The sequence below is a fragment of the Chitinophagaceae bacterium genome, assembly GCA_016710165.1.
Taxonomy (GTDB): Bacteria; Bacteroidota; Bacteroidia; order Chitinophagales; family Chitinophagaceae; genus Ferruginibacter.
Genome location: JADJLJ010000002.1, coordinates 626660 through 646785, shown reverse-complemented (window position 1 = coordinate 646785; position 20126 = coordinate 626660). Strand labels below are relative to the sequence as shown.

The window sequence follows — 20126 nt, the reverse complement described above, 5'->3', positions numbered from 1 at the left end:
ATGCAAAATCATGATCAATCCATACAATTATTTGTACAGTGATGCAAAAGTTTGAGTTAAAGTGAAACCGGATTCATCAATGCCGTAGGTAATGCCGTCGATCTTGGTAGTGAACATGTTATAGAAAATGATGGCAAATGCGGATGTACCGATACCCAAGGCCGTGTTATAAAGGGCTTCGGAGATACCCACTGACAACTGGGTTGCTGCTCCGGCGCCACCACTGTCGGCACCCAGGTTAGAGAAGGCACGGATCATACCCAATACCGTACCCAACAGACCCAACAGGGTTGCAATAGAGGCAATGGTAGACAGGAACACCAGGTTCTTTTCCAGCATGGGCAGTTCAAGCGAAGTGGCTTCTTCCACTTCTTTCTGAATGGCCATTACTTTCTGGTCGGTGGTAAGTTCTGTGTTCATTGTCATTTCTTTGTAGCGGTGCAAACCTGCTTTCATCACATTTCCAACAGAACCTTTTTGTTTGTCGCATTCTGCCAGAGCCGCATCAACATTCTTATTAGCAAGCTGGTATTGAACTTTACGGATGAAATCGGCATTGTTTCCGGTACCATTCGCTTTGGAAATGGTCAGGAATCTTTCAATTACGAATGTAAGCATGGTCAGAAAAGTTCCAATCAGGATCGGTACGATAATGCCTCCCAGGTACATTTTGCTTAATGCAGACTTAGGTCCTTCCCTGTCGGGCCAAAACCAGCCTTCACCGGCCTTTTCAAAATTAGAAGGATTACCCAATCCAAATCTCCAGATAAAATATCCGGCCACCAGGCATAAAAGGGGTGCTAACAATGAGATAGCATTGCTGGATCTTTTTGCCTGAACTGAAGTAGATGGTTTTACGGTTGCTTTTGTCTCTGCCATAAAATTCAAATTTTTAGTGTGTTTAAAGTTTGGTTCTCTGTTTTAATGATAAATCAAGTATTTAATTCGGTTGAAAAACTTCATCAATCTTTATCTGCCATTACCCTGCTCATGCAGGACGCACAAGGTAAATAAATAATTGAAGGCTACAACTTACGAAAATTTTATTTCATAAATATTTTTTTACGATGACAAAATCTGTCATTTACATAAATATATTCCGAAAATGAATAAATTATCTGAAAAAATCAACCCCATTTTGCCCACATTGTTCTACAAAAGGCCAATACCTATTCATAACGCAACGCCACAATGGGGTCTAATTTGGAAGCTTTATAAGCCGGGTACAAACCTGCTGCCAGGCCAACGAATGAACAAACAAAAATACCTGCAATGACCCAGCCCCAGGGTACCACAAAACCGGTCTTCAGCAAAAGGGCTACTACGTTTCCGAGTAAAATGCCCAAAATGATTCCTACCACGGCGCCTATCAAACTGATCAGGACAGACTCACCGAGGAACTGGAACCGGATGTCCCGTTTGGTTCCGCCAAGCGCCTTCACCAGCCCGATCTCCTTGGTGCGTCCATTTACAGCCACCAGCATGATATTCATCAACCCGATGGCGGCACCGATCAGGGTTATGAAAGCAATGCCGATCGTTCCTTTCTCTAAAAAGCCGAGGTTGGTAAGCAGGCTCTCCGCAATACTGTCGCTTTTATCAATAAAGAAATTATCCTCTTCCTTTACATCGAGTTTCCTTATCGGCCTGAAAGTACCCTTCGCCTCTCCTACGGCAGCATCCATGATCTTTATGTCGTTCACCATCACCCCCACGTTGAAGGAAGAACTCCGGTTGGCATATAACCGCCGTATGTTATTATAGGAAGTAATGACGATCTTACTGGTATTGAAGAATGCACTGGAACTTTTTTCTTCCAGCACAGCAATTACCCGGTACGGGATATGATCAACACTGATCACCTTATCAATTGCCTTTTCAGGATTATCCGGATATAGCTTTTGTGCCACCCCGCTGCCGATCAGGCAGATGCTGCGGCCTGTTTCCACTTCGGTAGCTGTTATGTTTCTCCCGAAGGCAATGTTGTAACCATTCAGTTCCAGGTAATTCTCATCTCCGCCCAGCACTGCCACATCCGGGTTTGTCTTTTTACGGTCGTTATTCACCACAATTCCCCTTGGTCCGCCTAAGGTCAATCCAACCTTTGCACCGGGAAACTGGTACCGCTGTTTAAATGCTTTCGCTTCTTCATACGTGATTACTTTACCCAGGTTTGATTTTTTCTCTCTCAGTGCCGACTTGCGGAGTTTGGTATTTGTTTGTTGCCTTCCTCCGCCAATGCGTACATTTCTTTCTTTGAAACGAACACTGAATGAATTAGCTCCCATGGTGGAAAAACTGGTGGTAAGGCTGTTGCTGGCAGCCTGGATGGCCGTGATTATCAGTATCAGTGCAAAAATGCCCAGGGCAATGATGGCAACCGTAATACCGGTCCTTAATTTATTGCCCGATATATTACGCCAGGAGAGTGCAAAGGTATCCTTAAGGGTCATGTGCTTGTATTCTTCCTAAAGTTAACGACAGATAAGCATTCCGATGCAAAACTTTTATGAACGGCCCGGGTTGATTAAAAATACAACCAGTCGGTGAGGAAACCAGGGAAAATGCCGAGCACAATGATAAGAACAGCCGTAATGACCAGCAGTACCTTAAAGGAGATCGTTATATCTCCGCTTTCAGCCATTTCTGCCCCGGCGCTGTCTTTAAAATACATGGCCTGAATTACCCGGAAATAATAATATGCACTTAAGGCGGCACACAGAACAGCCAGTATCACAAGCCAGGTGTGCTGCCCGTTCTGTACAGCAGCTAACAACATGTAAAATTTACTTTGGAAACCGGCAGTAAGGGGAATGCCCGTTAACGAAAGAAGGAATATGGTGGCAGTAATTGCCAGAACCGGCTGCTGTTTTGCCAGTCCGTTAAACCCATCTATCGTATAATCGTTCATTTTCACCAATATGGCAAAGATGCCGATGCTTGCAAGGCTATAGGCAGCCGTATAAAGTATCAGGCCTTCTTTTGCCATGCTGCTGAGCGCAAATAAGGAAAAAAGCATGAACCCTGCCTGGGCAATACTGGAGTAGGCAAGCATCCGTTTTACGCTTTGCTGGAATACGGCTGTGAGATTTCCCACCAGCAAGGTAGCGGCTATCAGGATTACGATGAGTTTTTGCCACTGGGCATGCAAACTGCCGAAGGTATTTTCAAACAACCTTACAAAGGCAAAGAAAGCGGCGGCCTTCACGACGGTGGCCATAAATGAAGTAAAAACGGTTGGCGCCCCGTCGTACACATCCGGTGTCCAGAAATGAAAGGGAGCAGCAGAAACCTTGAAAGACATGGATATCAATAAAAGTACCAGGCCTGCTGCGATCATCGCCGGCATTTCGCCCGTGCCTGAAATGATATTGGTAATGTAGAAGGAGCCGGTCTCACTTCCGCCGTAAAGGAAGGCAATGCCCAGCAACATGATGCCGGTGGAAAAAGTGCCCATCAAAAAATATTTCAAAGCCGCTTCATTGCTTTTCAGGTTCCGTTTGTCGCTGCCGGTTAAAATGTAAAGCGGTATGGTAACGATCTCAATACCGATGAACAGGACCAGCAACGTATTGAACGTGGAGATGAGTGTTACACCACACAACACAAAAAAGATCAGCGCAAAATATTCCGACACGTGTTCCCCCACTTTTTCAATATCCCTTCCGTTGAGCAGGAAATAAAGCAGGGTGCAACCCAACGCAATATTGATGAACGTTAAATTGAAACTGTTGAAACCAAGCATGCCCTTTACATCAATGGAAAAGAAAGAAGCGCCACTGTTCAGTTCGATGCAGTTCAGGGCAAGTGCCAGTACCACACCCGCAATGGCCAGGTATTTCGGCATGGCCTTGCTTTTAATAAAAGCGCCGCCCAACATCATCAATACCCCCCAGGCTGCTGTTAAAATAATTGCGTTCATATTTTTATTCTGCCTGCCGGCAGCGATTATTTTCGTTATTTAAATCTCAATACAATGGCCGATACCGTATCTTTTGTCAGGTCGAAAAGCGGCTGCGGAAAAACACCAAACAGGAAGATCAATACCAGCAGCACACTTAATACCAGTTTCTGGCCCTGGGAGATTTCCTGCATGGTTCCTGTAACCGGGTTGGCTTCACCGTAAAAAACCTTCTGCACCATGTTGAGGGTGTATACGGCAGCCAGTATGATGCTTAACAATGCCACGGCTGTATACAGCATATTGAACCTGAACAGCCCGCTGAACATCATGAGTTCGCCTACAAAAGCATTGGTCAGGGGCAACGCGATATTGGCCAGGGCGATCACCACGAGGAAGATCGTTAGTGCAGGTGCCTTATGGGCAACGCCGCTCAGTTCGGATATCTTCCGGGTGCCGGTCTGTTTTTCCACCAGGTCAACCACAATCCACATCCCGATTATATTGATCCCATGGCTGAACATCTGTATCATCACACCCTGTAAGCCGATACTGCTTTTGGCAAAAATGGCCGCACACATCAGGCCGATATGGGCAATCGATGAATACGCCACGAAACGTTTCAGGTCATCCTGTTTTATGGCGATCAGGCTGGCATAGATCATCCCAACCACGGAAAGACCGATAACAATGTTGTCGAATTGATTGACCGCATCGGGGAAAATGGGAACGATCCAGCGAATGACCGCAAATACACCCATTTTTACCATAATTCCGCTCAATACCATGGTGGTGGCAGCAGGTGCCTGTTCATAGGTATCGGGCTGCCAGGTATGGAAAGGAAATACCGGCATCTTGATAGCAAATGCAACAAAGAATAACCAGAACAACCAGCTTTGTTCCTTTGCGGTCAGGGTGGCGCTGTAAAATGCATTCATAGCAAACGAATGTTCCGCAAAAGGCGTTGGGTATGTATGCAGGTAAACATACATGATGCCTACCAGCATCAGTAACGAACCGGCAAACGTATAGACAAAGAATTTAAAAGTAGCCTGTATCCTTCTTTCCCCGCCCCAGCGGCTGCACAGGAAGTATGCAGGTATAACAGCCAGTTCCCAGAAGAAATAGAATATCAGAACGTCCATGGCGGTGAATACGCCCATCAGCCCGCTCTGGGTCAGCAGCATCAATCCATAAAAAGCTCCCGCGTTCTTATACGTAGTTTTTCCGGTTGCAATAAAAATGATCGGGAAAGCAATGGCAGTCAATGCGGTGAGCAGGTGGCCCATTCCATCAATCCCCAAAGTAAGATTGCTGCCCAGGTACTTCAGCCAGTAGTAGCTGACGTTGTTCAGGTAAAAGTATTTTGCATTATCTGCATAGACCAGGCTCGCAACGGAGATACCCAGTGTGATCAACGAAGCGGTCAATGCCCAGGCCTTCACCTTTTTTTCCTCGCGGATCATAAAAGCAACCAGGCCCGCCACCAGCGGGAACCAGGTAAGCAATTCCGGGAATGTTATCCAAATATTTTTCGGGTCCATATCTTCTGATTACAAAAACAATTGAACGATGAATAAAATTAAAATGCCCAGCACCATCAGTAGAACATAGGTGCCCACCTGCCCGGTCTGTATCAGCCGTATCTGCCGGCTGCTGTAATTAACCGCTTTGCCGATGCCGTTCACAAAACCATCAATGCCCCTCCGCTCCACTATGTTGTTAAAATATTTTCCGATTGCCAATACAGGTTTTACGATGATGGCATCATACAGTTCATCCACGTACCATTTATTTTCCAGCACTTTGCCGAGACCAGTCTCTGCTTTACCTGTTTTCTGATATTTACTGAACCGGGTCCATGCGTATACCAATGCAGCCAATGCAAGTGCTACGGAAATTCCCATCAGCATATATTCCTGTGCGTGACCCACCGCATGCTTAACCGTGATGGCATTGCTCTGTGCAAATACCGGCGCTAAAAATCCTTCCAGCCGGTGCCCCCATGCATAAATACTTCAGGAATACCAACTAAACCTCCAACAACTGATAAAATGGCAAGAATGATCAATGGTATGGTAATGGCTTTCGGACTTTCATGCAGGTGATGCTCCTGCTCATGCATACCCCTGAATTTCCCCAGGAAGGTCATGGCATAGAGGCGAAACATATAAAAAGCCGTCATCATGGCACCGGCAACACCCACCCCCCATAACAAAGGATTCTTTGCATAGGCAGCAGCCAGTATCTCGTCTTTTGAAAAGAAACCGGAGAAAGGCGGCATGCCGGCAATGGCCAGGCAAGCCAGCAGGAAAGTAATATGCGTTACGCTCATGTATTTTTTCAGTCCGCCCATATTTCGGATATCCTGCTCCCCACTCATGGCATGGATAACACTGCCGGCCCCAAGGAACAACAGCGCTTTGAAGAACGCATGTGTCATTACATGGAATACAGCGCCGGTATAGGCGCCCACGCCGAGCGCCAGGAACATATAACCCAACTGGCTCACGGTTGAGTAAGCCAGTACTTTTTTGATGTCATTCTGTTTTAAGGCGATGGTGGCGGCCAGGATCGCTGTTGCCAGACCAACCACTGCTACCACGGTTTGAGATACCGGTGCCATGGTATATAAAATATTGCTGCGGGCGATCATGTAGATGCCGGCAGTAACCATGGTGGCGGCATGGATCAATGCACTCACGGGTGTAGGACCCGCCATCGCATCGGGTAACCAGGTATACAAAGGTATCTGAGCGCTTTTTCCCATGGCACCCACAAAAAGCAATAAAGTAATGCCGGTGATGTCTGTTGCTGTCAATTTGGAAACCGCTGCAAATACAGTATGGTAATCGGCCGAACCGGCTTTTGCAACCAGCCAGAATACGGCCAGTAAAAACCCAAGGTCGCCGATGCGGTTCATGATGAAGGCCTTCTTGGCCGCAATGTTGTAATTGGTGTTCTTAAACCAGTATCCGATCAGTAAATAAGAACAAAGCCCAACCCCTTCCCAGCCAATGAACATGATCACATAGTTGGCGCCCATTACCAATAAAAGCATGGAGAACACAAACAGGTTGAGGAAGGCGAAATACTTTGCAAAGTCCTTTGGTTCTTCATCGTGCATGTAAGCAGTTGAATACACATGTATCAAAAACCCTACACCCGTTATTATCAACAGGAAGACCGAAGAAAGCTGGTCTATTTGAAAATCAAATCCAACCTGTAATGACGTGATATTTATAAAATCGAAATAATGGGCAACGTATGTATTACCGCCTTTAACGCTGAAGAATACATACACACTGATGAGGAATGAAAGAAAGACCGTTCCGCTTCCGATAACCCCTGACAAGCCTTTTGAAAGCTTATTTCTGCCCAGCCCATTGAGTAAAAATCCCAGCAACGGCAGCACGGGGATCAACCAAACCATGTGTAAGACATTTCTCATACCCCTATTCCGCCAACTGGCGGAGAATTTTTGTATTTATTTCAAAATATTATTAATACTCCTGCCTTTCTCCCCGCCGGTTGGCGGGGATGGGGGCGTCAATTCTTTAACCTGTTTAGAAAATTTATATCCACCGAGTGAATATTCCGGTACATCATAACAATGATCGCCAATCCCACACTTACTTCTGCTGCTGCCACCACCATGATGAAGAACACAAATATCTGGGCATCGCTTACCACAGCAGGGGACGCCTGCCCGATAGCTGTTGCCGCATGCATTTTTGAAAATGCCACCAGTAATAAATTCACCGAGTTAAGCATCAGTTCTATGCACATGAAAATGATGATGGAATTGCGACGGGTAAGAACCCCCACAATCCCTGTGCAGAACAAAGCCACTGCCAAACCGATATACCATTTGATCTCCATATTCACTAATTATTCGAGTTACACCAATTACACGAACTATCTGTTCTCCGGATCCAGTTAATTTTTAAAGACCAAAATCAATTCGTGTAATTCGTATTAATCCGTTTTATAAATATTACTTCTCCTTTTTACCGATCACCACTGCCCCGATCATGGCGCTCAAAAACAATACACTGCTTATCTCGAACGGGATCACGTAATCATTGAACAATACCATGCCCAGGTTTTTAATGAGCCCGCTGTTCCCACTGCCCATCTGCACCACGTTGGTTGCCGAAGTTGACCTGGTAATGGCAGATATCAAAACCAGGAACAAACATCCACCGGATATCAACCCGGCAAACTGCAGGTACCTGTTCTTTTTCGGCTCCGATTCGGCATTCAGATTCATCAGCATCACCACAAACAAGAACAATACCATGATGGCCCCGGCATAAACGATGATGTTCACGATAGCCAGGAACTGTGCATTCAGCAAAATATAATGGCCGGATATGGCGAAGAACACAACAATGAGATATAAAATGCTGTGTACCGGGCTTTTGCTGGCAACCACCATGATGGCGGCAGCAAGTGCCAGGACTGACAAACCCCAAAATAATATTTCTGCAATGCTCATAGTTCCTAATTAACCTTTTCTCTTTTCACCCGGTTGCCCAATGCTTTTTTATAAGCTTCGGGTTCATCTACAGGATGAGGGATCAGTAATTCGTTTTTGTTATACACAAACTGTTTGCGCTGGTAATCGGCGGGCGCAAAGGTTTCGCTTAAATAAATGGCGTCTTTCGGGCAGGCTTCTTCGCAAAGGCCACAAAAGATGCAACGCAGCATATTGATCTCGTACCTGGCCGCATATTTTTCTTCCCGGTATAAATTCTCCTCTCCCGGTTGTCTTTCTGCCGCTTCCATGGTGATGGCTTCTGCCGGGCAGGCAACGGCACACAATCCGCAGGCCGTGCAGTTCTCTCTTCCTTCTTCATCCCGGTTCAATATGTGCAGTCCACGAAAGACCGGGCTGAAAGGACGGGTCTTTTCAGGATAATTGATCGTGGGTTTCTTCTTAAACATGTGCATGAACGTGATCATCATGCCTTTAAAAATAGAAACGAGGTAAAGCCGCTCCAGGAAATTCATCTCCCGGCGGTCAACCTGTTTCACCCTGTTTGTTAATGCTTGCATAGTACTATTTAAGCCGCCTTCGACATGTTCAGGCAGACAATTCGTTTTATAAATTAAAAATGCCAGTTGTTTGCTTTCAACAAAACCAACGCTCCTGTCACCAGCATATTTACCAATGCCAACGGGATCAATACCCTCCATCCCAGGTTCATCAACTGGTCGTACCGGAATCTTGGAATGGTCCACCGTACCCACATGAACAGGAAGATGAAGCAAACTACTTTTGCCATCAGCATCATTATCCCAAACAATGCCATCCAGTTCTGGTTATAATCCGCTTCGTTCAGGAATGGTATATCGTATCCGCCAAAGAACAACGTAGCCATGATCACGCTGCTCACAAACATATTGATGTACTCAGAAAAAAGATAGAAGCCCAGTTTCATGGATGAGTACTCCGTATGATAACCACCGATCAGTTCATTCTCTGCTTCGGCCAGGTCGAATGGGGTACGGTTACATTCTGCAAACGCACAAATGAGGAATATCAAAAACCCCAGTGGCTGATAAACGATGTTCCATAAACCGTCCTGTTGCTGCAGCACCATCTCTTTCAAACTGAGCGTACCGGTTACCATCAGAAGGGCGATCAGCGAAATCCCCATGGGCAGTTCATAACTGATGATCTGTGATGCGGCCCGCAATCCGCCCATTAACGAATATTTGTTATTGCTTGCCCAGCCACCGATCATGATGCCATACACACCCATGCTCACCACCGCAAAAACATATAAGATACCTACGTTCACATCCGCGATCTGCAAAGAGATCTCCCGGTCGAAGAAATATACGGTATTTCCCCAGGGAACCACGGCGCCGGTCATGATGGCCGTAAGCATGGCCAGGGAAGGGCCGAGAATGAAGAGGAATTTGGAAGAAAAATTGGGAATGATCTCTTCTTTGAAAAACAATTTCAACCCGTCTGCAACCGGCTGCAATATTCCAAAAGGCCCGGCCCGGTTTGGTCCACGCCTGTCCTGTAAAACCGCAGCCACTTTTCTTTCAGCATAGGTGGCATACATGGCAATGAGCAGCGATGCCATCACCACTATGACGATGAGGACCAGTTTCTCCACTATTAAAAGCCAATCGATCGCTAAAAGCATAATCCTTTATTAAAATAATTTTAGTCCTTTTTTAAACCCCACTGGGTGGATTCCCCGTCACCATTTACATGATCGCCCGATTTTGCGAAGTCTTCCAGGTGTGCCGGCCTGTTGATCTCACTTAAATGAATGTTAGGGTTATTCACCCCGCTCACATTATGTATGTTCATCAGCAATTTCGGATCTCTTCCTCCCATCACTTCTTTAATGGTATCCTTTGGCATCTCCAGTGTTGCATATTTATTGGCGCCAATAACCGAATGACGGCTGATGGTTGTCAATCCTTCCACCACCCAATCTGCCGTTCTCTTTTTATCAAAGCGGCATGTGTTACAGATCCATCCCGGTTTGCCGTCATAGCTCTGTACTTCGCCCCACTGGTCTTTTCGGGCAGTTACACGATACACTTCATCTCCACGTAACCACAGCGTTGCTTTACCACAGCATTTCGGGTTTTCGCAATTGCGGTGTGCATCCACCGGCCTGGTGAACCAAACCCTGTTCTTGAAGCGGAATGTTTTATCCGTTAAAGCCCCTACCGGGCAAACATCGATCATGTTTCCGCTGAAATCATTGTCAATGGCTTTGGAAATATAGGTTGATATTTCTGCATGATCGCCACGGTCCAGGATACCATGTACCCTTTTATCCGTCAACTGGTCTGCCACATAGGTGCAGCGATAACAAAGTATGCACCTTGTCATGTGCAATTGTATGTAAGGGCCAATGTCTTCTTTCTCGAAGGTCCTTCTTTTAAATTCGTAACGGGTACCTTCCTTTCCATGCTCATATCCCAGGTCCTGCAAATGACATTCACCGGCCTGGTCGCAGATGGGACAATCCAACGGATGGTTGATCAATAAGAATTCAACCACCCCGTTCCTGGCATCGGTTACCTTATCACTGGTGATGTTCTTCACCACCATACCATCCATTACATTGGTGCGGCATGATGCAACCAGTTTCGGCATCGGCCTCGGGTCGGCGGTTGAACCTGCGGCTACTTCCACCAGGCAGGTACGGCATTTACCACCACTGCCCTGCAGCTTGCTGTAATAACACATGGCCGGAGGTGTAACATCACCCCCGATCTGCCTGGCCGCATTTAATATAGTAGTACCCGGCGCCACTTCGATCGTGATGTTATCGATGGTCACTTTAAAATTCGCAGGTGCTTCTTTTTTTATTTCGTCTGCCATATTTTTTTCTTAACCGCCAAGTCGCAAAGTCGCTAAGAAAATCATTTGCGTTGCTTTGCGCCTCAGCGTCTTTGCGGTTAACTATCTTAAGCCGGTACTGGCACATGGATCGGATCCGCATAATGCGCCAGTCCATAATTCGTTTTCAAACACTCTGCCGGATTTTTCACATGCCACTCAAACTCATCCCTGAAATGCCTGATCGCTGCCGCTACCGGCCAGGCTGCTGCATCCCCCAGGGGGCAGATCGTATTCCCTTCGATCTTCCGCTGAATATCCCAAAGCAGGTCAATATCACTCATCTTTCCTTTACCATTGTCTATATTCATTAATATTTTTTCCATCCACCCGGTTCCTTCCCGGCAAGGTGAACATTGCCCGCAGCTTTCATGACGGTAGAATCTTGCCAACGTATACGTATGCTTTACCACGCACTGGCTGTCATCCAATACAATGAACCCACCCGAGCCCATCATACTGCCGGTTGCAAAGCCGCCATCACTCAGGCTTTCATAATTCATCAGTCTTTTTTCCCCTTTGGCTGTTGTCAGCAATAAATTAGCAGGTAGAATGGGAACCGATGATCCGCCCGGGATACAGGCTTTCAGTTTCCTTCCGTTGGGAATGCCGCCACAATATTCATCGCTGTAAATAAATTCTTCCACGGAGATGGTCATGTCAATCTCATACACACCGGGCTTATTGATGTTGCCACAGGCACTCATCAGTTTTGTTCCGGTGCTTTTTCCAATGCCGATCTTTGCATACTCCTCGCCGCCATCGTTGATGATGGGAACCACAGCCGCCAATGTCTCTACGTTATTCACTACGGTTGGCCTGTCCCAAACACCCTTCACGGCCGGGAATGGCGGCTTGATCCTGGGATTGCCCCTTTTGCCTTCCAGTGATTCCAGCAGGGCTGTTTCTTCGCCACAGATATAAGCGCCGGCGCCGCGATGAACATATATCTCACAATCGAAACCGGTACCTAAGATATTCTTTCCTAAAAATCCATTTTGCTTTGCTTCCGCGATCGCCTGTTCCAGGATGTCCACGATCCAGGCATACTCGCCACGTATATATATGTAGGAAACATGGGAGCCAAGAGCGAAGGATGAAACGATCATGCCTTCGATCAATATATGCGGAATGAATTCCATCAGATAACGGTCCTTAAAAGTTCCGGGTTCGCTCTCATCCGCATTGCATACCAGGTGACGTGGCACCCCTTCCGGCTTTGCAATGAAACTCCATTTCATGCCGGTAGGAAAACCGGCGCCACCCCTGCCCCGCAGGCCGCTCTTCTTTACCTCTTCCACGATATCAACAGGCGCCATCTTCAGGGCCTTCTCCACGCTGCGGTAACCTCCTTCACGGCGGTAAACGTCGTAAAAGCGGATGCCCTCCACCTGTGCTTTTTCTAATAATAGTTTTCTTGCCATTTATCTAAGTTAAAAATCAAAAATCAAAAAGGCTGTTTCGTTGCTGAGGGCATTTTTGAATTTTTAATTTTGAATTCTTAATTTTTTACAGCCTGCCTTGCAAATAATACCCACCGTTTGCTCTTCCTCACCCACACTTCCAGTACTTTCAAATGATACACACTGGCTGTTCCTTTCATGGTTGCTGTTATATCTGCCACAAACCGCACACTGGCCAGGTTCCCGTTCATGGCAACTTTTATACTGTCTTCTTTAAAACCCTGGTAACTGATGTATCCTGTTTCCAGGTTCCTGATCATCTCCGCTTTCGTTTCCACCCAGCCATTGCTGTGCCCGTAACTCAGCGCCTTGTCTGTCTGCTGGTTGACGGAAACCGTATTCCGGTTAACCAGCGCCTGGTGAAATTCTTTTAACGTCACCCTTAATTTTTCTTCATCTGTTTGTGCCTGGCAACAAACAGCAAGAAGTAAAAACAATATCGTCAATGATCTCTTCAATCTTAATTCGCCTTTGCCCTGCATTCCTCAATGATGGCATCCACTTTCTCTTTGGTGAGATGCTCCCGGTAATTTTTGCCCAGCTGCATCATGGGTGCATACCCGCAGGCGCCCAGGCACTCTACCATTTTTAAGGTGAACATTCCGTCGGGCGTGGTTTCGCCTACCCCGATGTTCAGTTTCTCTTTTATATAGGCAATGATGTTGTCGCTGCCGTTCAGCATGCAGGGCCCGGTTTGGCAAACTTCGAACATATATTTACCAACCGGCTTTAAATTATACATGCTGTAAAAGCTGGCCACTTCATACACTTCGATCGGTTCTATTTTCAAAAGCGAGGCCACGTAATCCATCACCGGCACATCCAGCCAGCCGCCGAATTCTTCCTGCGCCAGGTGCAATACAGGAAGGAGGGCGCTTTTATGTTTGCCCTGCGGGTAACGGGAAATGATCTCGTTAACCTTTTCTAATTTCTCTTTCGAAAACTCAACATTCATAATTCTTACTTCTTAACTCATGATTCATTATGCGTCCATCTCCCCGGCGATCAGGTTCAGGCTGCTCATGGTAATGATCGCATCGCTCAGCATGCCTCCTTTTACCAGTTCTTCAAATGCCTGGTAATAGATAAAACAGGGCCGGCGGAAATGCAGGCGGTAAGGTGTTCTTCCCCCATCACTGATCAGGTAGAAGCCCAGCTCACCATTCGCTCCTTCAACCGCACTGTATACTTCACCGGCCGGAATATCTGTCTCTCCCATCACGATCTTGAAGTGATAGATGAGCGCTTCCATTTTGGTGTATACATCTTTTTTCTCGGGCAAGTAATACGCAGGAGCATCGGCATGAAAGACTTCCGCTTCAGCACCTTTGAACTCCTGTACCTTCTGGTAGGCCTGTTCAATGATACTCAGGCTTTGCCACATCTCTTCATTACGTACCAGGAAACGGTCGTAACAATCACCCGTCGTTCCCACCGGTATTATAAAATCAAAATCTTCGTAACTGCTGTACGGCGTATGCACACGAACATCGTAATCAACACCTGCCGCCCTTAAATTCGGACCGGTGAACCCATAATTCAATGCCCGTTCGGCAGAGATCGGCCCGCAGCCGATGGTACGGTCCATGAATATCCGGTTGCGGGTGAACAGGTTCTCGAATTCTTTCAACACCCGGGGATATTCTTTCAGGAATTTTTCGAGTTTTTGGAAGGCCGCAGGAGTGAAATTCCTTTCAAAACCGCCAATACGCCCAATAGTAGTAGTAAGACGGGAGCCGCATATTTCTTCATAGATCTCATAGATAAGTTCACGGTATTGCATTACATACAAGAACCCGGTGAAAGCGCCGGTATCCACACCCACAATGGAGTTGCAGATCAGGTGATCTGAGATCCGGGATAGTTCCATGATGATCACCCGTAAATAATCAACCCGTTTGGGCGTTTTTACACCCAGCAGTTTTTCGCAGGTGAGGTGCCAGCCCATGTTATTGATGGGTGATGAGCAGTAGTTCAGCCGGTCGGTCAGCGGGGTGATCTGGTAAAGTGGCCTGCGTTCGGCTATCTTTTCAAATGCCCGGTGAATATACCCGATGGTAGAAGTTGATTTCAATATACGTTCCCCATCCAGTTCCAGGATATTCTGAAACACACCATGCGTAGCCGGGTGTGTGGGCCCCAGGTTCAGCGTGGTGGTCTGCTTTTCAATACTTCCTTCCGGTAATAAGATATGTTCACTCATGCCCCGCTGTTAATGCTTTTTTTATTTTTAATGAATTCATACAGATCATGGCCATATACCATTGCCATAACACCAAAAACAATCCCTCCTGTCAGGCTCATTCCTTTATCTTCTCCAATGGAAAACTGATAAAAGGAACGCACAGATTGATAGGTGAATACAACTACTACACCTATTAAATATACCAGCCGGTATTTTGAATCCGGTTTAAACATCTTTGTTGTTTTATTCTCTTCCAAACATCTCATCATCCTTATCGATCCTCGACTGGTCCTCCACCGGGTATTGTTTCCGCATCGGGAAATAATCCATCTCATCCACATTCAATATCCTTTTCAGGTTGGGATGGCCGATAAAATTCATACCAAAAAAGTCATAGGTCTCCCTTTCCATATGATTGGCCGACCTGTACAACGCCGTTGCACTGAATACATCGGGCTTTTCAATATCTGCAAATACCTTAAACCGGATCCGTATATTGTCAACCAGGTTATGCAAATGATACACCACCGCCAGTTCTTCTCCTTTCCTGTCCGGATAATGAACCGCCTGCAGGTCGGTTAAGAATTGGAATTTCAACTCTGCATCATCGTATAAAAACTGGAGTACTTTTAAATTGAGGTCCCTGGGGGCAGTGAAGGTGAGCATACCATAAGGCTCCTCCCAGTTGGTCAACTGGTCGCCGAATTTTTCAGTTAATTTTAGTTTTATTATTTCGTTATTCAGCATCAACTTTTACATTTCGATCTACAAACTTATAGATAAACGGGGGGTTAACTGATTTGTGTGCATGAAGTTTATCATTTACCCCACTGAGGTTCATCATTTAATTACTATTGTATCCCGTATCCGGCGAGCAACTCCTTGTACTGATCACTGTACCTTCTCCGCAGCCCTTCCGCATTCACCAGTTCCTGTATCTTGATGAATCCATCCAGGATGGCTTCGGGCCTGGGCGGGCAACCGGGCACATATACATCTACGGGTATCACCTGGTCGATGCCCTGTAAAACAGAGTAGGTGTCAAATATCCCACCGGATGATGCACAGGCGCCAACAGCCATTACCCAACGGGGCTCCGCCATTTGCAGGTAAACCTGCCGCAGTACAGGGCCCATTTTTTTTGCAATGGTTCCCATCACCAGTATGAGATCACACTGGCGGGGAGAAAAGCTCATACGCTCTGCACCAAACCTGGCCAGGTCATAATGACTGGCAGCCGTGGCCATGAACTCAATGCCGCAACAGCTTGTTGCAAAAGGCAGGGGCCAGATTGAATTTTTACGGGCAAGGCTCACCACTTTTTCCAGGTTGGTTGCCATGAACCCTTCCCCCATGTATCCTTCCGGAATACCCTCAAATTTGATGTGTGTATTATATTGTACCGGACGACTCATTTTCTATTTTGAATGTTGAATATTGAATGTTAAATGATGGTTTTTAATTCAAACTTTATCATTCAACTTTTAAACTGATTATTCTTCCCACTTCAAAGCGCCTTTCTTGAATATATAAATCAACCCCGTTATAAATAAGCCTACAAAAACCACCACGGCTGCAAAGCCGCTCCATCCCAGTTCCCTGAAGTTTATCGCATACGGATAAAAGAAGATCACTTCCACATCAAACAAGACAAATAAAATGGCAACAAGGAAATATTTTACGGCCATGGGCTGGCGTGCATTGCCTTTGATCTCTATTCCACTCTCAAAATTCTGGAGTTTATCAGCCGTTCTTCTTTTGGGGCCCAGGTAATCGGATCCTACAATGATGGCTGCGATCAGTCCAATGGCAAAAAGTAACTGGAGGCCAATGGGCAGGTAATTTACTGCGTTGTTCACATCGTTTGCCTGTAACAAAAAAAAGTCCATTGGATTAACGGTTCTGATTACAGGCAAAAATAAGGCAGCAGAAGCAATAATCAATAGATTGAAAAATAAATCCCCGTTATTGTACGAATAACGGGGATCGCTTTATTTACCTTTCTTTTTTACTTTTTTTTTGGAGCCGTGCCGCTACCGGGCTTTGGTTTTGCCGGCTTGGCGGGAGGTGCAGGGGGTGTTGGATTTATCACCTTTCCGTCTTTTCCGATCATGGTCACTTTCCCGTTCTCTATGATGGTGGTGATGCCGTCTTTTATGGTGGTTATTTTACCTTCTTTGGTAATTACGGTACTTGATCCGTCGCTCCCTGTTGCAGTAATTGACCCATCGGCACCCATGATAACTTTATCGGCCTTGTTTGCCGGTTTTGTATTGGGCTTGAAAGTTATTTTAGAAATAATATCTTTATTGGTAAGCACTTCCTGATCAGTAGCGTCTACCAATAATGCCTTATCGGCAAAACTTAAAGCCAACTCTTTATTTTTTTCAATATTAGCCCCGTAAGCGATCATATATTTATAGCTACCCATCAGTTGTGCTAAAATCTTGGACTTATCCGGATAGGCTTCCCCTACCTGTATTGCCTTTGCAAAAGCGTTATTGGCCAGGCCAAAAACCATCGTGGTATCAATACCCCAATAACATTTACCCATCATATAATATCCAAAAATATCGTCGGGGTATTTTTGGGTGTAGATATCGAATACCTCACTTGCCTGCGCAAACTTTCCAATTCGGTAATAGCTATAACCTGCATTATATATTTCATTTTTGGTAGGAGTCTTTTTTATGTTCAGCACTTTTTTATACCAATCCCCCGCTTCGGTATATTGGCCCCTTTTTTCGTACGTGGAAGCCACCGATTTTAATAAGGCCACTTTACCGGCTTCCGTGCTGTCCTGGTCAACCGCCTGCTGAATATACGTTCCGGCAAGGGCTTCGCTACCCGGGAACTTCAACAAAACCTCTCCGTACGTGAACCTGTCACGTACTCCTATCTTATCCGGCTTTTGCTTTTGAAAATACTGTTCAAAGGCATTCTTTGCACCTAAAGAATCGCCCAGTTTGTACGATGAATACGCTACCAGTCCATACAGGTTTGGATATGGATTTGGCGTTGATGCAATGCAGCTGTTTGCAGCAGTAACCGTTTCGGCAAATAAGCCCTGGGCATATTTCATCTGGGCCTGCAGGAAGCAGGCATTTGTTTCATCGGAACCTTTTGATGCCAGGTATTTGTTCAGGTATTCTGCAGACTTTACAACATCTGTTTCATAGTAATACTGATGCAACGTAAAATACACACGGGTATAGGCCGGATCCAACGCAATGGCTTCATTATAATACCCGAGGAAAATATCTTTTTGTGTTTCGCCCTGTGACTGGTAGATCCTCCCGATCCGGTATTTGGCCCTTGCATACCTTGGATCAATGGCCAGTGCCGCTTCATAGGTACGCTGTGCAGATCCGCCGTCGCCCACTTTACGGTATGCATCGCCCAGGTCTGTGAGGATACGGGCATCTTTAAATCCCTTTATGCTGGTAGCCTGTTGCAGTTTTTCCACCGCATAGGCCCCATCACCCAGTTTTGAATCAAAATCGCCATTGGCAAACCCAACGGCATCCAGCACCTCAATGCTCTTTCCCTTGCTCAGGCTGATGGCTGTTTCAAAATGGTTACGGGCTTCCTGTGTCTTTCCTTCCAGCAATTCCACATGACCCATGCCGGCATTGAGCAAAGCGCTGTTGGGATTTGCAGCCAATGCCTTTGCGTACACTGCCCGGGCGCCAGCAAGATCCTTATCCTCATCCGGGGCCAATAATGTTTGTCCCAGCCAGTAAGCAGCTTCCTCATTTGCCGGGTTTGCACCCAGTAAACCCTGGAACACATTTTTTGCACTGATGAACTTTTCATAGTACAAGAACCGCTTTCCCTCTTCAATGCCTTGTGCATTGACCAGGCCCACTGTCATTAAACTGCTCAACAGGATCAGTGTAAATTTTAACTTCTTCATTTCTTTTGCTGTTTAAGTCTGTACAATAATATTAATTTTCCAAAACATCCCGCCTTTAATTCCCTATAATCTTTCTATAATTTTTTATTGATCTTCACATTCCGTATCTCAAAATCCATTATGGTACCCAGGTACGCCCTTTTGAAGATCAGCTGGCCCCGTTCATTCCGCATAAAATTCGAAAACCCCATTCCCACGCCATCATACCCTTCTTTTACTACGTAATACAAACCACGTACCAAAGGGTACCGCCTGGTGAGAATGCTGGCCTGCATTGGTTTTACATAAGGAGAGTCCGGGCAAACACTGCAGGAAACGTACGCAATTTTTACTTTGTTTAACATATTCACCTGGGCCGTATCTTCCGGGTTACCGATCCAGCTTATTCCTACAAAACCCACTGCGTTCTCATTTGACGAAACATAGCTGATAACATCCTGGCTGCTTTTTACAGCTTTCACCACACTGGTATCAAATTGCTCTCCCTTCAGGATACTGTCGAGTACAAAGCGTACAGTACTGGTTGCATTCAACCCGTCGAATACTACTTTCTGGTCCCTGTTCATTTTACCCGATAACTGGGCTTTCAGCCGCTCCATTGTAAACAAAGTATCACTGCTTTTGCTGTTTACAAGGATGGTGATGGCATCGTAGGCAAGTGTGTTCCACCGGGGTGAATAATTCAGGCTGTCTTTATAATACCGGTCTTCTTCATCCGTGAGCCCCCTGGTTACAATGATCATCCGGTTTGCCGTGTCGGAAAAGAAATCCTTAAAGCAGTTTGCCTCTGTCTTATATTCGGCCAGTATCTTTGCCCCGGGAAAGGACCGTTCAAAGACCTTTATCTGCTCTTCGATCACCGGCCGGAAGGATTCATCCACGCTGATGTGGATGGTCCCGTTTTTCAACGAGTACATCGGATCTTTTTTTGCCTGGTCACATGCACTTATGCAAAACCAGGTCATTAAAAAGCCTACACCATATCTCTTCCAATGCCTCAAAATATCCTTATTGATCAATGCCGTAAATAATTTTTCTTAATGCCCCTGTAAATCCGGAACAGGCCGTATGCAACACAAACGCCTCCAAAGATCATGAGTATATTCTCATCGTACTGAAGCGCCAGGTCGGGGCTGAATTTTTTAATGAACAGCAGAAAAACCCCCATCGCCGACCACAATACCCCCATACCCATGTCCATGATACTACGCATGCGGACGTACCTTTTGTCCCTTTCACTCAACTGTTCCTTTTCAAATTCTTCCAGTGCCATATTT

The 20126-nt window shown here is 46.0% G+C and carries 20 protein-coding genes and 1 pseudogene; all 21 read right to left on the bottom strand.

Annotated elements, in window-relative coordinates:
- Positions 1 to 27: 27 nt before the first annotated feature.
- A complete protein-coding gene (locus IPJ02_13280) occupies positions 28 to 879 on the bottom strand; it encodes a MotA/TolQ/ExbB proton channel family protein (protein ID MBK7376485.1) in 852 nt (283 codons plus the stop codon).
- A gap of 290 nt (positions 880 to 1169) precedes the next feature.
- Positions 1170 to 2453, bottom strand: coding sequence for an ABC transporter permease (locus tag IPJ02_13275; protein ID MBK7376484.1), 1284 nt, complete (start codon positions 2451 to 2453; stop codon positions 1170 to 1172).
- Between the two features lie 74 nt (positions 2454 to 2527).
- On the bottom strand, positions 2528 to 3922 hold the full coding sequence (locus IPJ02_13270) for an NADH-quinone oxidoreductase subunit N (protein ID MBK7376483.1): 1395 nt from the start codon (positions 3920 to 3922) through the stop codon (positions 2528 to 2530).
- 35 nt (positions 3923 to 3957) lie between these two features.
- Positions 3958 to 5445, bottom strand: coding sequence for an NADH-quinone oxidoreductase subunit M (locus IPJ02_13265; GenBank protein MBK7376482.1), 1488 nt, complete (start codon positions 5443 to 5445; stop codon positions 3958 to 3960).
- A gap of 9 nt (positions 5446 to 5454) precedes the next feature.
- Positions 5455 to 7352: pseudogene (gene nuoL, locus IPJ02_13260) on the bottom strand (NADH-quinone oxidoreductase subunit L).
- A 98-nt stretch (positions 7353 to 7450) separates the two neighbouring features.
- Positions 7451 to 7783, bottom strand: coding sequence for an NADH-quinone oxidoreductase subunit NuoK (gene nuoK / locus IPJ02_13255; protein ID MBK7376481.1), 333 nt, complete (start codon positions 7781 to 7783; stop codon positions 7451 to 7453).
- 115 nt (positions 7784 to 7898) lie between these two features.
- Positions 7899 to 8402, bottom strand: a complete 504-nt coding sequence (locus IPJ02_13250; GenBank protein MBK7376480.1) for an NADH-quinone oxidoreductase subunit J — start codon at positions 8400 to 8402, stop codon at positions 7899 to 7901.
- 5 nt (positions 8403 to 8407) lie between these two features.
- On the bottom strand, positions 8408 to 8962 hold the full coding sequence (nuoI, locus tag IPJ02_13245; GenBank protein MBK7376479.1) for an NADH-quinone oxidoreductase subunit NuoI: 555 nt from the start codon (positions 8960 to 8962) through the stop codon (positions 8408 to 8410).
- Between the two features lie 53 nt (positions 8963 to 9015).
- Positions 9016 to 10068, bottom strand: coding sequence for an NADH-quinone oxidoreductase subunit NuoH (gene nuoH / locus IPJ02_13240; protein MBK7376478.1), 1053 nt, complete (start codon positions 10066 to 10068; stop codon positions 9016 to 9018).
- A gap of 20 nt (positions 10069 to 10088) precedes the next feature.
- A complete protein-coding gene (locus IPJ02_13235; protein MBK7376477.1) occupies positions 10089 to 11267 on the bottom strand; it encodes a (2Fe-2S)-binding protein in 1179 nt (392 codons plus the stop codon).
- An 86-nt stretch (positions 11268 to 11353) separates the two neighbouring features.
- Positions 11354 to 12709: an NADH-quinone oxidoreductase subunit NuoF gene (gene nuoF / locus IPJ02_13230; protein ID MBK7376476.1), complete on the bottom strand. Its 1356-nt coding sequence runs from the start codon at positions 12707 to 12709 to the stop codon at positions 11354 to 11356.
- Between the two features lie 77 nt (positions 12710 to 12786).
- The gene (locus tag IPJ02_13225) at positions 12787 to 13230 is read right to left on the bottom strand and encodes a nuclear transport factor 2 family protein (GenBank protein ID MBK7376475.1); all 444 of its coding nucleotides are present in this window, start codon (positions 13228 to 13230) and stop codon (positions 12787 to 12789) included.
- Entirely contained in the window at positions 13209 to 13703 is a 495-nt protein-coding gene (locus tag IPJ02_13220) for an NAD(P)H-dependent oxidoreductase subunit E (GenBank protein MBK7376474.1), read from the bottom strand. Before IPJ02_13220 ends, IPJ02_13225 begins: the two co-directional genes overlap by 22 nt.
- A gap of 27 nt (positions 13704 to 13730) precedes the next feature.
- Entirely contained in the window at positions 13731 to 14951 is a 1221-nt protein-coding gene (locus IPJ02_13215; protein MBK7376473.1) for an NADH-quinone oxidoreductase subunit D, read from the bottom strand.
- Positions 14948 to 15166 (bottom strand): hypothetical protein, encoded by a 219-nt coding sequence (locus tag IPJ02_13210; protein ID MBK7376472.1) that lies wholly within the window; start codon positions 15164 to 15166, stop codon positions 14948 to 14950. Before IPJ02_13210 ends, IPJ02_13215 begins: the two co-directional genes overlap by 4 nt.
- 10 nt (positions 15167 to 15176) lie before the next feature.
- Positions 15177 to 15683 (bottom strand): NADH-quinone oxidoreductase subunit C, encoded by a 507-nt coding sequence (locus IPJ02_13205; GenBank protein ID MBK7376471.1) that lies wholly within the window; start codon positions 15681 to 15683, stop codon positions 15177 to 15179.
- A gap of 101 nt (positions 15684 to 15784) precedes the next feature.
- Complete coding sequence (locus tag IPJ02_13200) at positions 15785 to 16348, bottom strand: NADH-quinone oxidoreductase subunit B (protein MBK7376470.1); 564 nt, start codon at positions 16346 to 16348, stop codon at positions 15785 to 15787.
- 78 nt (positions 16349 to 16426) lie between these two features.
- The gene (gene ndhC, locus IPJ02_13195) at positions 16427 to 16822 is read right to left on the bottom strand and encodes an NADH-quinone oxidoreductase subunit A (GenBank protein ID MBK7376469.1); all 396 of its coding nucleotides are present in this window, start codon (positions 16820 to 16822) and stop codon (positions 16427 to 16429) included.
- Positions 16823 to 16941: 119 nt separating this feature from the next.
- Complete coding sequence (locus tag IPJ02_13190; protein MBK7376468.1) at positions 16942 to 18849, bottom strand: tetratricopeptide repeat protein; 1908 nt, start codon at positions 18847 to 18849, stop codon at positions 16942 to 16944.
- A gap of 74 nt (positions 18850 to 18923) precedes the next feature.
- On the bottom strand, positions 18924 to 19766 hold the full coding sequence (locus tag IPJ02_13185; protein MBK7376467.1) for a substrate-binding domain-containing protein: 843 nt from the start codon (positions 19764 to 19766) through the stop codon (positions 18924 to 18926).
- Positions 19767 to 19864: 98 nt separating this feature from the next.
- Complete coding sequence (locus IPJ02_13180; GenBank protein MBK7376466.1) at positions 19865 to 20122, bottom strand: hypothetical protein; 258 nt, start codon at positions 20120 to 20122, stop codon at positions 19865 to 19867.
- Positions 20123 to 20126 lie beyond the last annotated feature (4 nt).